10 protein-coding genes are annotated in these 13,683 nt (G+C 36.5%); all 10 read right to left on the bottom strand.

Annotated elements, in window-relative coordinates; all coding sequences use genetic code 11:
* Window positions 1–209 precede the first annotated feature (209 nt).
* Complete coding sequence (locus tag P176_RS0117650) at window positions 210–2,279, bottom strand: VWA domain-containing protein (RefSeq protein WP_026755944.1); 2,070 nt, start codon at window positions 2,277–2,279, stop codon at window positions 210–212.
* 92 nt (window positions 2,280–2,371) lie between these two features.
* Complete coding sequence (locus tag P176_RS0117645; RefSeq protein WP_037349037.1) at window positions 2,372–3,436, bottom strand: AMP-binding protein; 1,065 nt, start codon at window positions 3,434–3,436, stop codon at window positions 2,372–2,374.
* A 2-nt stretch (window positions 3,437–3,438) separates the two neighbouring features.
* Window positions 3,439–4,416: a CPBP family intramembrane glutamic endopeptidase gene (locus P176_RS0117640; protein WP_026755942.1), complete on the bottom strand. Its 978-nt coding sequence runs from the start codon at window positions 4,414–4,416 to the stop codon at window positions 3,439–3,441.
* Between the two features lie 19 nt (window positions 4,417–4,435).
* Window positions 4,436–5,485 carry an o-succinylbenzoate synthase gene (locus P176_RS0117635; RefSeq protein WP_026755941.1) on the bottom strand — a complete coding sequence of 350 codons (1,050 nt, stop codon included), beginning with the start codon at window positions 5,483–5,485 and terminating at the stop codon, window positions 4,436–4,438.
* Window positions 5,486–5,509: 24 nt separating this feature from the next.
* Window positions 5,510–6,199 (bottom strand): DUF2490 domain-containing protein, encoded by a 690-nt coding sequence (locus P176_RS0117630; RefSeq protein ID WP_026755940.1) that lies wholly within the window; start codon window positions 6,197–6,199, stop codon window positions 5,510–5,512.
* Between the two features lie 157 nt (window positions 6,200–6,356).
* Window positions 6,357–7,808, bottom strand: a complete 1,452-nt coding sequence (locus P176_RS0117625) for a TolC family protein (RefSeq protein WP_026755939.1) — start codon at window positions 7,806–7,808, stop codon at window positions 6,357–6,359.
* Complete coding sequence (locus P176_RS0117620; protein ID WP_026755938.1) at window positions 7,798–11,043, bottom strand: efflux RND transporter permease subunit; 3,246 nt, start codon at window positions 11,041–11,043, stop codon at window positions 7,798–7,800. The genes P176_RS0117625 and P176_RS0117620 overlap by 11 nt, the downstream gene beginning before the upstream one ends.
* Before the next feature lie 24 nt (window positions 11,044–11,067).
* On the bottom strand, window positions 11,068–12,150 hold the full coding sequence (locus P176_RS0117615) for an efflux RND transporter periplasmic adaptor subunit (protein WP_026755937.1): 1,083 nt from the start codon (window positions 12,148–12,150) through the stop codon (window positions 11,068–11,070).
* 139 nt (window positions 12,151–12,289) lie between these two features.
* Complete coding sequence (locus P176_RS0117610) at window positions 12,290–12,724, bottom strand: hypothetical protein (protein WP_026755936.1); 435 nt, start codon at window positions 12,722–12,724, stop codon at window positions 12,290–12,292.
* Window positions 12,725–12,919: 195 nt separating this feature from the next.
* The gene (locus P176_RS0117605; protein WP_026755935.1) at window positions 12,920–13,597 is read right to left on the bottom strand and encodes a metal-dependent hydrolase; all 678 of its coding nucleotides are present in this window, start codon (window positions 13,595–13,597) and stop codon (window positions 12,920–12,922) included.
* Window positions 13,598–13,683: the final 86 nt, after the last annotated feature.

Here is a 13,683-nt window from a genome sequence, read left to right as displayed (position 1 = left end):
AAACCCATAATGAGTCAAGTAGCCTTTTGAGTGAGTGAAGGTCGTGATCCGTAACCCCCAAAATAAAAAGCTCAAAAAGTCTTTGCCAAACCTTTTAAGCTTTTAAAAATTTTATTGAAAAAAGAAATGTTTATATTGTAAATATCCCCCACCAATTTGCAAACCGACGGTCGTTAAATGATAGGGGTTATTCACATAACTATACATTCTTATAAATTAGAATGGGATTCTACTAGTCTAATAAATTCAGATCTATAACCATTTTCATCAATACCTCTACCCGCTTTTGCGAGCTTGATAACGTCTTGAATTTGAGCATTGTTCGCATATTTAGAGGCTCTTAATTCCATTCCAAATAGTGCTACGGCGGCTGCAAAACTCATGTCTTTGGTAGGTGTATTCACAATGTCTTTTTGTACATGCACCATTTCTATACTTTTTGATCCGTCTGGTTTTTTATATCTAAATTTAACCGTAAAAAGCTCATCATCATAATCATCTAGAGACTCTACTTTTGTGTATTTTAATGTGGTTTTAGACTGCAAGTAATCGGTTTTCACACCTACTGGGATAATTTCATAAAGCGCTGTAACTGTGTGTCCGCTTCCCAATTCTCCAGCATCTTTGGTGTCATCTATAAAGTCTTCATCGGCTAATAATCTATTCTCATAACCTATTAATCGGTAAGCTTGTACTTTTTTAGGATTGAATTCCACCTGAATCTTGACGTCTTTCGCAATCGTATATAAAGTCCCACCAAATTCTTTTCCGAAGACTTTTTGAGCTTCTTGCATGTTATCAATATAAGAATGGTTTCCATTACCTTTATCTGCAAGCGTTTCGAGTTTTGAATCTTGATAATTACCATAACCAAAGCCTAAAACTGATAAAAATACTCCAGACTTACGCTTTTCTTCAATTAATGTTTCCATAGCTTTATCACTTGAAGCACCCACATTAAAGTCACCATCAGTCGCCAGAATCACACGGTTATTTCCGTCTTTTTTATAATTTTTTTCGGCCAATTGATACGCCAATTCAATACCTGCGCCTCCTGCCGTTGAACCACCAGCTTGCAATCGCTCTAAAGCGGAAATAATTTTCTCTTTATCGTCTCCAGAGGTTGGTTCTAACACAACACCAGCTGCTCCTGCGTAAACCACAATAGATACGTGATCTTTTGCTCTAAGTTGATTTACCAACAACTTAAATGCACTTTTAAGAAGGTGTAATTTATTGGTAGCATCCATAGAGCCAGAAACATCAATCAAAAAGGTAAGATTTGAGGCAGGCAATGCTTCATTTTCATAGGTTTTGCCTTGTAAGCCTATTTTAACCAATTTCGTTTTATCATGCCAAGGCGTTTTAGCAACTTCGGTATCTATAGAAAAGGGATGCTCATCATTGGGTTGTGCATAAGCATAATTGAAATAATTGACCATCTCCTCTATTTTAACAGCATCTTTCGGAATCTTTTGTCCGTTATTGATCATTCTTCTAATATTGCTATAGGCCGCTTTGTCTACATCTATGGAAAAGGTTGACAATGGCGCTATTTCTGATCGCTTAAATGGATTCTCTTGAATCTGTTCATAAGACTCATTCAAAAATTCATTGACGATACTCAGGTCTGGATTGTTTTTTTGTCCTTTGGTACGCAAACAAATAACACCTTTTGATCCTTGATAACCATAAAGGGCACCTCCCTGTTGTGCATTTAAGATCTCAACATGCTTGATGTCTTTTGTCTTTATGGCTCTAAACTCTGACTCTGTGATGGGCACACCATCTAAAACGAATAAGGGCTCACTGTTGGTGGCAGAAGCTACTCCTCTAATTTTTATGGCAGAGTTAGATCTTTGTGTTGTATTTATTTGTACTCCTGAGACAGTTCCAGACAAAGCATAAGATACGGTCGATTTAGATTTTCTGTAAAAATCATTTGTTATACCAGCATAACCTGTCACAACAACTTCCTCAAGTGCTGCGTTATCTTCTTCAAGGGCTACGTTTATTTCTGAAGCGTCGTTAACCTTAATATCTTGTCTCTTCAGGCCAACATAAGAGAAGATAAGCACATCCTGAGGTTTGGCTCTAATGACGTATTTACCATCAAAATCTGTTTGGGTTCCTTTGCTAGTCCCTTTAATAATGACACTAGCTCCTGGTAATGGTAATCCTTCTCCTGCAGATGTCACAATACCGTGAATTTCTCGTTCTTGGGCCGATGCATTTAGACTTAATAAAAGTATAAATGCAATGTGTAGTAAATGTTTCATATTGATTTGTGTTTTAAGTTCTAATCAAACCTAAACACAAACCAACTTCTATAAAACCACTAATGAGTTAAACACCAGTTTCAATGAGTAAACTATGCAAAAACAGCGTCGTAAGTTTTTTGACGTTGCACTTTTTTGGTCTCAGTCTCTATAAATTTAGGAAGATTATAGATGGCCTTCGGAATTTCAAATTTCTCGAGATCATCAAATACGGCTGTATCTAATTCGTTGGAATTTCCTTCAATAATTAAAATCACCTTCTCCCCTAAATCCTGATCTATTTCCGAAGCAACAAAAAACCGCTGCTCGATTTGATCTTGAAGTTTTTTCTCAATCAACTCTGGAAACAATTTAATTCCGCCAGAATTGATCATATTGTCATAACGGCCAATAATCTCAAAGGTGTCTTCGGAAATGAGATTCACAATATCATTGGTGACCACTTCATGTTCTGTTAATTGAGGTGCATTAATAACCAAACAATCCCGATCATCTTTATGAATAGAAATATTTTTTAAAAGTTCAAAATGCGCATCCTCTTCCGAAGCGGCATTTAGATGTTTCACCGCAATGTGGCTTAAGGTCTCGGTCATTCCATAGGTTTCATAAACCTTAGCGCTTACATTAGATAATTGATTTTTAACCGGAGTTGGAACTGGAGCTCCTCCTACAATCAATGTTTTGATATGCTTTAAACGACCTAATGAGTTTTTGAGCTGTAGTGGAATCATTGCGCAAAAATCGTACACCTTTTCATCATCGTAAGCTGGGTTTGAAGACGGTGAAACCAGATCTAATTCTAAACCTAAAATCATAGCTCTTATCAACATCATCTTGCCTGCGATGTACCGACTTGGCAAACAATGCAAGGCTGTATTGCCTGGCTCTAGTTCAAAATAATCACCTGTAACTAAAGCAGAATTGATCATGGATTGCTTTTGTAAAAGTATTTTTTTAGGCAGTCCTGTAGATCCAGATGTATTTACGGTAACATGAGGCTTCTCATCTAACCAATCGAGTAGAAAATCACCTACTACTTTTTCATAAACTTCTCCTTCTTTTACTAAGCTGTAAGCAACTTCCTTAAGCTCGGCATGATCATAATTAATACCGTTTAACTTAAATTTTAAGTGGATTTTGTCGTAAGTTGGTGTCATATCTATTGATTTGTATAGGAGTCTTCTCCAATGATTTTGTAATCTTCGTTTGCGGGTTCATGTACTTCTCCAAAGAGTTTTTCTTTCCAGTTTTTCCATCGGTACACTTTAGCGAATATAAATAATAGAATAGGAAATATGATGAACACAGGTAATACCATATCTATAAATTCCAAACTTGGTTCTGCCACATCTTTTAGTATCGAATGGGTTTGGAAAGCCGTCCAGTCTGAGGTTACCAATAAGGCGGTGAATAAGTTGTTTGCGGCATGAAACCCTAAAGCTAATTCCATACCCTCATCCATAAGCGTGATGATGCCCAGAAATAATCCTGTACCAATGTAGTAAACCAATAAACCGTAACCAAGTTTACCAACTTCTGGATTTGCAATGTGTAAAAGGCCAAAAATTAATGACGTCATCAGTAATGGAAACCATCTGTTCTTTGCCAACATTCCAAAACCTTGCATCAAATAACCTCTAAAAATATATTCCTCAAGACTCGTTTGTATGGGTACTAATGCCACGGCAATAACGCATAAAATGATGAACCGTTGTGGCTCAAAATTAAATTCATAACTCTCTGGTGATAAATAAAAATAGTCTAACAATACCAGTCCAGATGAAATAGTACCCCAAAAAATAAAGGCGAACCAAATGCGTTTCCAATCTAGTTTTATTCTAGAGGTAGCAATAGCCCTCATGGTTTGTTGGTGTATGTATTTTACAGCCAAAAACAAGCCGATAAAACCAACAGCAAAGGATAGTAAAATCAAAAATAAAAATAGATTTGGATCGAGCATAGAATACATCGTATCCTCCGAAATACTACCGAGTCCTTTCCCGTCTTTAATTGCTTTAATAAATAGAACAACTATAAAAGGAACTTGCCCTACGGTTGATGCAGCAAAAACAATTAATGACCCTACTAAATATCTCCAAAACTCGTGTTTGGCTTTAAAAGCCTGTGCTATAAACATAACCCTTTTTCTATGTGAATTAATAATTAAAATGGTCATTTTTTATAGACCATGAGATCGATTTATCGTAGCGCAATTTACCATTTTTTACAAGCAAAGGCGCATCAAAATTATTGGAAAATAAACCTCCTGTCCCAAGACCTTGCGGTCTGTTATTTTTTAAAGTATAGGTCCATTGTGCAATAGCATTGAGACCAATGTTACTTTCTAAAGCACTCGTAATCCACCAACCTATATTGTGACTTTCTGCTTTTTCAATCCAAGATTCACTTCCAGAACAGCCGCCAACCAAAGTGGGTTTCAGAATAATGTATTGTGGTTTGATCTGTTGTAAAAGCGCTTCTTTTTTTTCTTCGGAAAAAACACCTATCAATTCTTCATCTAGAGCAATTGACAAAGGTGTTTGTTCACATAATTTTGCCATAGCTTCTAACTGCCCTTGTTTAATGGGTTGCTCAATGGAGTGTAAATCAAATTTAGATAATTGGTCTAATTTCTCTAAAGCTTCTTTTGGCGAAAAGGCGCCATTGGCATCAACCCGAAGCTCCATGTCTTGAGCAGAATAGGTTTCACGGATGGACTTGAGTAGTCCTATTTCCGTAGAAAAATCTATAGCACCAATCTTTAATTTAATACACTTAAAACCTTGATCTATTTTTTCTCTAATTTGCTCTTTCATAAACGTTGCGCTACCCATCCAAATGAGTCCGTTGATTGAAATAGCATCATTGCCTTTTGTGAATTTTGAAGGAAATAATTCAAAACCATCAATACTTTCTAAAGATTTAAATGCCATTTCTAGACCAAACTGAATGCTCGGGTATTGGGTAGTTTCAATAAGTAAGGCCTGTAATCCTAAATTAATATGGTCGCAAACCCATTGTAATTTTGCCTCATAATGGGGTGTATCGTCAAAGCTCAATCCTCTAAACATTCCACACTCACCAATCCCCTTTTTGGTTCCGTCATTAATTATAATAAACCAAGTATCCTTAGTTTTCAAAACGCCTCTTGATGTCCCACTCGCTTGTTTAAAATTTAAGGTATAAGGTTGAAATGATGCCTTCATATGATGTTTTTGCTTAAGTTTTAATTAAAAATTATGATGCATGCTAAGCTGTAATTGGGCTTTACCAATAGCATCTGTTTTTTGATTCATCCAACCTAGTTGAAAACGTATGCCGTCATTTACAACATAGCCAAGCCCCAAATACGTTCTGTTTCTATCAAATAATGCCACGGTACGGTCATCTCCTATGTCCTTTTGTCCATTAATAAATAACTCATTGTACAACGCTAAATAAAGGGTATTAGCTTCTAAAGCCTTATTAGTTAGCGGTATGTTTATAGAGAGGTTGTAGCGATAGCGTGTTCTAAAATCTTGATCTTCTACAAATCGTTGTTCGTATCTAAATCTATGGGTAAGGTAAACGCGATTGCCCAATTTTTGAGGTAAAAGAGCTTCTTGATAGATTCTGTTTTCCATAGACGTATTATTCTCATCTCCAAACTCGCCAGAAGTCACATGGGCGTAACCTAGGGTAAATTTTGCTTCAACACCTTTAGGTCTATAAGTCAAACCAGATCTTAATAAAAGTTGTTCTAAATCACCACCGAGATTCCAATTTCGGTATTGTGCATCTCCTTGAATCCCAAAACGGCTATTTTTAAATTGATGATCATAAAAGTACATATACCACGCCCCAGTTTTGCCAGATTCTACCTGAGCAAACATTCCTCCTGAAGAAAATAGTAACACCACTAAAAGATTCTGAAGCTTCATTCTTGCAATTTCATCAAAATTACAAAATAAACCCCATGAGATAAAGTTAGAATGACATACTTGACATTCTTAAAAATAGACGTTACGTTTATAATGAAAAAAAGCCATCCCACATGATGTGAGATGACCCTTTAACTGCTATTAACACTAAAAGATTTTAGTTCCAGCCTCCGCCGAGTGCACGATAAATATGCACATTAGCTAACAACTGATTTTTTTTAGTTTCTACAATTTCAATTTTAGCATCCAGTGCCTCTCTTTGGGTAAGTAACACCTCCATATAATCGGCTCTTGCAGAGCGAAACAATCTTGTAGATAAATCAATCGAGGTTGTTAATGCTTCAACTTGATCCCTTTTAAGATCATAACTATTTTTAAGATTACGAATGTTAGAAAGCTCATTGGCGACTTCAACATAAGCCCCTAAAATGGTCTTTTCAAATTCATAAACTGCTTGTAGCTGTCTGTCATTTGCATTTTGATAATTCGCTTTTATGGCATTTCTATTAAGCAAAGGTCCTACAACGTCTCCCACTAAAGAATAGGCAAGAGACTCTGGTGTACTTGGCAAATGTTTCAAATTAAAGGCCTCTAAACCTACGCCAGCTTTAATTCCCAAAGAAGGATAAAAACCAGCTTTAGCGACCTTGGTATCTAATTTTGCCGCTGCCAATTCAAACTCTGCTTGACGAATATCTGGGCGATTCTCTAATAATTGTGATGGAATTCCAGCATAGACGGTATCAATTTTACGCTCAATAAAGTTATCTGAATCCCTCTTTATAGATTGTGGATATCGACCAAGTAAAAAGTTGATCTTGTTTTCGGTCTCTACAATTTGCTGTTGTATTTGATATTTATTACTTCTGTTCTTAAGAACTTCTGCTTCAAATCTTTGTACACCCAGCTCTGTAGCTCTAGCGGCTTGCTTTTGAAGTTTTACCATTGCTAAAGCATTCTTTTGAAGTTCTAAATTCTGCTCTATAATGGCCAATTGATTGTCTAACGCCAATAGCTCATAATAGGTTTCTGCAATTTCAGACACCAAATTGGTGACCATAAAATTCTTTCCTTCAACCGAAGATAAATACTCAAATACAGCTGCTTTTTTGCTATTCCGAAGTTTTTTCCAAATATCCAATTCCCAAGAGGCTGAAAGCCCTAAAGAAAAGTTGGATAAAGGATCAGGAAATGCCTCGTCTTCACGAATGTTCAAATTTTGCTCAACGGCACCATTTCTAGTAAACTCACCTACCTTTTCTGTTTCTGCTCCAGCATAGGCGCTTACAAACGGTAAATACTCACCTTTTCTTGCTCTAATTTCATTTTTAGAAATGTCTATTTGTTGCAACATGATATTGAGCTCTTGGTTACTGACCAAAGCACTATCAATTAATGTGACTAAATTTTCATCTGAAAAGAAATTTTTCCAATTGACCTTTGCCACATTTGTGGTGTCTGTAGCCAATGCATTATAGAGATCTGGTACCGAATTATCTTCTTCTCTTACAACCTTGGTCGGGACACAAGAATAGAACACCAAAACGGCAAGACAACTTAATACAAATGAACGTCTGTAAGTAATTAGATTTCTAATATTATTGTTCATCACTATCTTTTTTAATTAGTTTTTTCAAAAGCTTGTTGATTTTGCGGAGTCTAGAAGATGTTTTACTTTCACTCTCACTTATTCTCATAAATTCTTCGGAAACAGGCTCGTTAGATTCTCCTTTAATCAAGCTACGACCATCTGCCATTGTTGCGAAAATATAATACAGGCCAGGGATGATCAATACCCCAAATAGGGTTCCCATGAGCATTCCTCCCATAGCTGATCCTCCAATAGTTCTATTACCAATAGCACCTGCACCATGTGCAAATACCAATGGAATAAGACCTGCTATAAACGCAAACGAGGTCATCAAAATAGGTCTAAAACGTACTTTGGCACCTTCTATGGCCGATTCTAAAATAGTACTGCCCTGTCGTCGTTTTTGTACTGCAAATTCTACAATTAGTACCGCATTTTTACCGAGTAAGCCAACCAGCATGATGAGTCCAATTTGTGCGTAAACATCATTGGCCAGCCCCATTGCTTTAAGCATAACGAACGAACCGAGAACTCCAACAGGCAAGGACAGAATGATGGCAAATGGTAATAAGAAACTCTCGTATTGTGCAGCAAGTACAAAATACACGAAAATTAATACGACGATAAAAATGTAAATTGATTCATTTCCTCTTCGAGCCTCATCATAAGACAAACCTTCCCAAGCAACATCATAACCCCTTGGAAGGGTCAATTCTGCAACTTCATTTATGGCGTCTATGGCATCTCCACTAGTAAATCCAGGCGCAGGCAACCCTCTTATAGATGCAGAATTGTAAAGGTTGTAACGTGTAATCTCATTAGGACCCAATTTTTTCTCCATGCTCATGAAGGCCGAATAAGGTACCATCTCTCCCTCTTCATTCTTAACAAAAAGTTTTTCAAGATCTGTTGGCAGTGCTCTATATTCTGGTGCTGCCTGAGTATACACCTTAAAGAAACGACCAAAACGGATAAAACCTTGTTCATACGTACTACCAATTAAAATATTGAGGTTTTCCATAGCTTTATCAATGGTCACCCCTTTTTGCATGGCAATCTTATTGTTTATTTTAAGTTCATACTGCGGATAATTTGCAGAATAGAACGTGAATAAACCGGCAAGCTCTTCACGCTTAGAAAGCGCATCCATGAAATTGTTATTGATTTTTTCAAATTCATGATAATCGGTGCCATCTGTTTTATCTAATAAACGCATAGAAAATCCACCAGATGATCCAAATCCAGGTACTGCAGGCGGTTCAAAATATTCAATGACCGCTCCTAAGTTTTTGGTTTCCTCTTCCAGCTCTTCCATGATTTCGTGAACTGAATGATGACGTTCTGACCAAGGTTTTAAATTAATCAAACAAGTCCCGGCATTAGAGCCTCGACCTTCAGTCATGATTTCATATCCCGCCAAAGAAGATACCGATTCTACGCCTTCCGTTTCTTCACAGATTTTCTGAAGTTTTCTGGCCACATCATTGGTACGCTCCAACGTAGATCCTGGAGGTGTTTGAATGATGGCATAGATCATACCTTGATCTTCATTTGGAATAAATCCTGCTGGTAAAACTTCATTTGTTAAAAATATACCGACGCAAAAGGCAATTAAGATCCCAAAGGTTAAGACTCTTCTAGCCACGATGCGGTTAAGAATTTTACCGTATCTACCAGTCAATCGTTCAAAACCTCTGTTAAACCAATCGATAAATTTATCTACAGGTGATTTCTTCTTGGGTTTACCATGATCATTTTTAAGGATCATGGCACAAAGTACCGGCGTCAAAGTTAAAGCCACAACGGCCGAGAGAATAATAGATCCTGCCATTGTTATTGAAAATTGGCGATAGAAGACTCCAACTGGACCAGTCATAAATGCTATGGGGATAAATACAGAGACCATCACCAAAGTAATAGCTATAATAGCGCCACCAATCTCATTAACCACCAATTTAACAGCTTCATAAGGTCCCAAATGGGTTTCTTCCATTTTGGCATGCACGGCCTCGACCACCACAATAGCATCGTCAACCACAATACCAATAGCTAAAACCAGTGCGAATAACGTGATCAGGTTAATAGAAAGACCAAAGAGTTGCATGATAAAAAAGGCCCCAATTAAAGAAACAGGTACAGCAATGATTGGTATCAACGTAGAACGCCAATCTCCCAAGAACAAGAATACCACGATAGCTACCAAAATAAATGCATCCCTAAGTGTATGAATTACCTGCTCTATAGATGCATTTAAGAAGTTAGACACATCATAACTAATTCTATATTCTAACCCTGTTGGTAAGTCTTCCTGAAGTTCCTCGAGCTTATCTTTTACCTCTTGAATCACATCACTGGCATTACTACCAAATGTTTGTTTCAAGACAATGGATGCCGAAGGTTTTCCATCTAAATTAGAATAAATATCAAAAAACTCACTACCCAATTCAACATCGGCCAATTCTCCTAAGGTTAAGATTTCACCATCCTCATTGGCTTTGATAATAATATCCTCATATTGTTCAGGTTCATCATATCGATCTTGATACATGAGCACATATTCAAGCGATTGTGATGTTTTACCAGAGCTTTGACCAATCCTTCCAGGTCGAGCCAAAATACTCTGCTCTTCCATGGCTTTTAAAATTTCTTCTGCGGAAACATTATAGGCACGCATACGGTCTGGTTTTAACCAAACTCTCATGGCATACTTTCGGCTACCAAGAATTTGCGCACTAGCAATACCATCGATTCTTTGAATTTCTGGAATCATTTTGGTATACGCGTAGTTATACAAAAATAGCTCGTGGTCATCGTCATTATTACTGTACAAGTTAACGTACATCAACATACTTGGCTGCACAGGAGTTATGATAACCCCTTCTCGTTGCACCAATTCTGGCAATAACGGCATAACTTGATCTACTCTGGTCTTTACCCTTACTACCGCTTGGTTGGGATCTGTACCAGGTTCAAAAATAATACGTAAGGTTCCTTCTCCCGCACTTGTGGCATCAGAAGCTATATAACGCATACCTTGCACACCGTTGATGGCCGTTTCTAGAGGTATGAGCGTTGATTTTACCAGTACATCTGCACTAGAACCAGGATAAGCAATAAATATGTTTACCGTAGTTGGTGCAATTTCTGGAAATTGTGAAATTGGTAACTGCTTAATAGAGAGCAGTCCCGTGAATACGATGATTACCGATATGACGATTGCCAAAACCGGTCTTTTTATAAATTTACTAAACATCTGTCGTCAAGATTTTAATTGCGATTACTCGGCGTATAAGTTCAAGTGAGATAAAACTTCATTTGGTTCTACAAATTTGGTATGTATCTTTTCCTTGTTCTTAACCATTCGAATACCTTCTACCAATATTCTATCGTTAACAGACAATCCTTTATCTATTACAAAGAGATGTTGCATTTCTGCCGCAATAGTGATTTCTCTTTGTTGCACCACATCATTTTTATCAATGACGAATACGTATTTCTTATCTAAAATTTCGAAAGTTGCTTTTTGAGGAATAATGATGGCATCTTTAAAAGGGATGGTCATCAATACGCTACCTGTTTCTCCATGTCTCAAAATACTATCAGGGTTATCAAAGGTTGCTCTAAAGGCAATGTTTCCCGTTTGGTTGTTAAATTCACCTTCAATGGTTTCAACGATACCTTTTTGATTGAATTTTTTATTATTGGCCATTAAGAGTTGTACTTCCTTTTTACTATCCTTATTTGCACTGATGATATAGTCTAAATATTCGGCTTCTGGCACATTAAAATAAACCCACATTTTACTGTTGTCTGAAAGTGTAGTCAATAATTCACCTTCGTCTAGTAAACTACCTTCACGAACATGTAGGTGGTCCATGATGCCATCAAAAGGCGCCTTGATATTGGTAAAACCCAAATGTGTTTCAGAAAGCGCTACTTCTGCTCTAGCTTTGTCATAATTAGCTCTGGCCATTGCCAGTTCGTTTTCAGAAACAACGTTACCATCTGCAAGTAACTTGGTGTTATCTAGTTCTATTTCGGCAACTTTGGCTTCAGCAGTAGCTTTTTGAAGATCGGCCTCATAAATGTTGGGCATGATATGGAACATTCTTTGGCCTTTAGTCACGCGCTGACCTTCATCTACATAAATATTTTGTAGATAACCTCGTTCAAGAGCTCGTAATTCAATATGCCTTATAGAATTGATTTGACATACATAATCCTTAGTTACAGAAGTGTCTTTTTTAATGGGGTTGGTAACAAGATATTTTGTGTGTTCTTCTTTTTTCTCTTTTTTTGATTCGCAGCTTGTGTGAAATAAAAGCACAAGCATGCCTATGACGATAACATAGTTTTTCATAACGATACGATAAGATAATTGGTGATATAGATTGAGTTAATGTAAATGATACTTCCATTTCAGTATGGCAGTACTTTCTTTTTTGAAATAATTACATAAAAAACAGACTTATGAAGTTATGTCTGTATACACCAAATGATCAGATAATGAATACCTGAAATTTTAAGTAGAGTCTAAGGGAAGGTTTTGAAATTACATGTTCATAATTTAAAAACTCCCGCTTGAGCTGAGAAGAAAAATAAGCACACTGTGCAGCATGCAAACGCGCAGAGTTAAAGAAAGCAAAGGACTGAGATGAATTGCTAGTACTTGCTTTTTCTTCATTCTCTTCTGAATCTTCAACATCGGCTATTTCTGCAAACAGCTGATGCATATGTTCTGTTTCTGAACTATTATTTAATTCGAGAAGACGTTGATGATACGCATCGAAATCTACAAAATCATTTAAATTATTTTCTTGTTGGAAAACGAAATGATTTTGAGCACTATATCCTGAACTTGCATATAGTTGTACAAACCCACTCAAAAGTAGAATACTTAAAGAGAACAGAATATGTTGGAAGTGCTTTTTCATTTAGGGCGTAAAACTATATCAAATCCATCATATTGCAAAACACTCCTAATTTTTATTTGTAGTATTTCAACGATTTTATGATATAATTTAACACTCAAACGTTATCGCTTTTGGGTTAATCCGATTAAAAGAGAACAATCCTGTTCTACGATTACAATTTATTCAAAAAGGTACAAACTGAAATTACCAGCACTATTATAGTTCAATAGATTCGCCAATTTCAAGAAGCATCAAATCTTTGTTTTTGCTGAAAAATTTGCGTTTTGCTTCTTCATGATCAATTTCAATATAACCGAAAGTATCGTAATGCACCCCTAAGATTTTATCACATTGAACAAAATCACTGGCCATAATAGCTTCATCCACACCCATAGTAAAATTATCTCCTATTGGTAAAATCGCCAAATCTAGCTTTGTAAACAAAGGGATCAACTTCATATCCATCGTTAAAGCAGTATCGCCGGCAATATAAATGTTTTTGTGTTCACCTTCAATTACAAATCCGCCTGGTTGACCACCATAGCTGCCATCAGGAAATGAAGACGTATGGATGGCATTTACATATTTTACATTTCCGAATTCAAAATCCCATTGACCACCATGGTTCATTGGGTGATTCTCAATATCCATATTATCAAAATAGGTGGCTATTTCAAAATTAGAAATTACAACGGCACCTGTTCTTTTGGCAATGGCCTCAACATCTAAAATATGATCTTGATGGGCGTGAGTTACCAAAATATAATCTGCCTTAAGCGTATTGATATCAATTTTTGAAGCCTTTGGATTTTGGGAGATAAAAGGATCTACTAAAATGTGGGTATCGTCAACTGTAATGCCAAGACTTGCGTGACCGTAAAATGTAATTTTCATTAGGATCGAATTTTATTTGAATACAAAAATATTTGAAAAATTTTATTTAATCTAATTCTACAATGTTGTTGTTTTAACCTTCTAAA

Origin of the sequence: Sediminibacter sp. Hel_I_10 (assembly GCF_000688335.1) — a bacterium.
GTDB lineage: Bacteria > Bacteroidota > Bacteroidia > Flavobacteriales > Flavobacteriaceae > Psychroserpens.
This window is presented reverse-complemented; position numbering and strand designations above follow the sequence as displayed.

What these genes read in the sequence shown, in the direction of transcription:
- P176_RS0117610 (WP_026755936.1), bottom strand. Translation starts at nt 12,724, where the DNA reads ATGAAAAAGCACTTCCAACATATTCTGTTCTCTTTAAGTATTCTACTT.
- P176_RS0117635 (WP_026755941.1), bottom strand. Translation starts at nt 5,485, where the DNA reads ATGAAGGCATCATTTCAACCTTATACCTTAAATTTTAAACAAGCGAGT.
- P176_RS0117605 (WP_026755935.1), bottom strand. Translation starts at nt 13,597, where the DNA reads ATGAAAATTACATTTTACGGTCACGCAAGTCTTGGCATTACAGTTGAC.
- P176_RS0117615 (WP_026755937.1), bottom strand. Translation starts at nt 12,150, where the DNA reads ATGAAAAACTATGTTATCGTCATAGGCATGCTTGTGCTTTTATTTCAC.
- P176_RS0117640 (WP_026755942.1), bottom strand. Translation starts at nt 4,416, where the DNA reads ATGTTTATAGCACAGGCTTTTAAAGCCAAACACGAGTTTTGGAGATAT.
- P176_RS0117625 (WP_026755939.1), bottom strand. Translation starts at nt 7,808, where the DNA reads ATGAACAATAATATTAGAAATCTAATTACTTACAGACGTTCATTTGTA.
- P176_RS0117630 (WP_026755940.1), bottom strand. Translation starts at nt 6,199, where the DNA reads ATGAAGCTTCAGAATCTTTTAGTGGTGTTACTATTTTCTTCAGGAGGA.
- P176_RS0117650 (WP_026755944.1), bottom strand. Translation starts at nt 2,279, where the DNA reads ATGAAACATTTACTACACATTGCATTTATACTTTTATTAAGTCTAAAT.
- P176_RS0117620 (WP_026755938.1), bottom strand. Translation starts at nt 11,043, where the DNA reads ATGTTTAGTAAATTTATAAAAAGACCGGTTTTGGCAATCGTCATATCG.
- P176_RS0117645 (WP_037349037.1), bottom strand. Translation starts at nt 3,436, where the DNA reads ATGACACCAACTTACGACAAAATCCACTTAAAATTTAAGTTAAACGGT.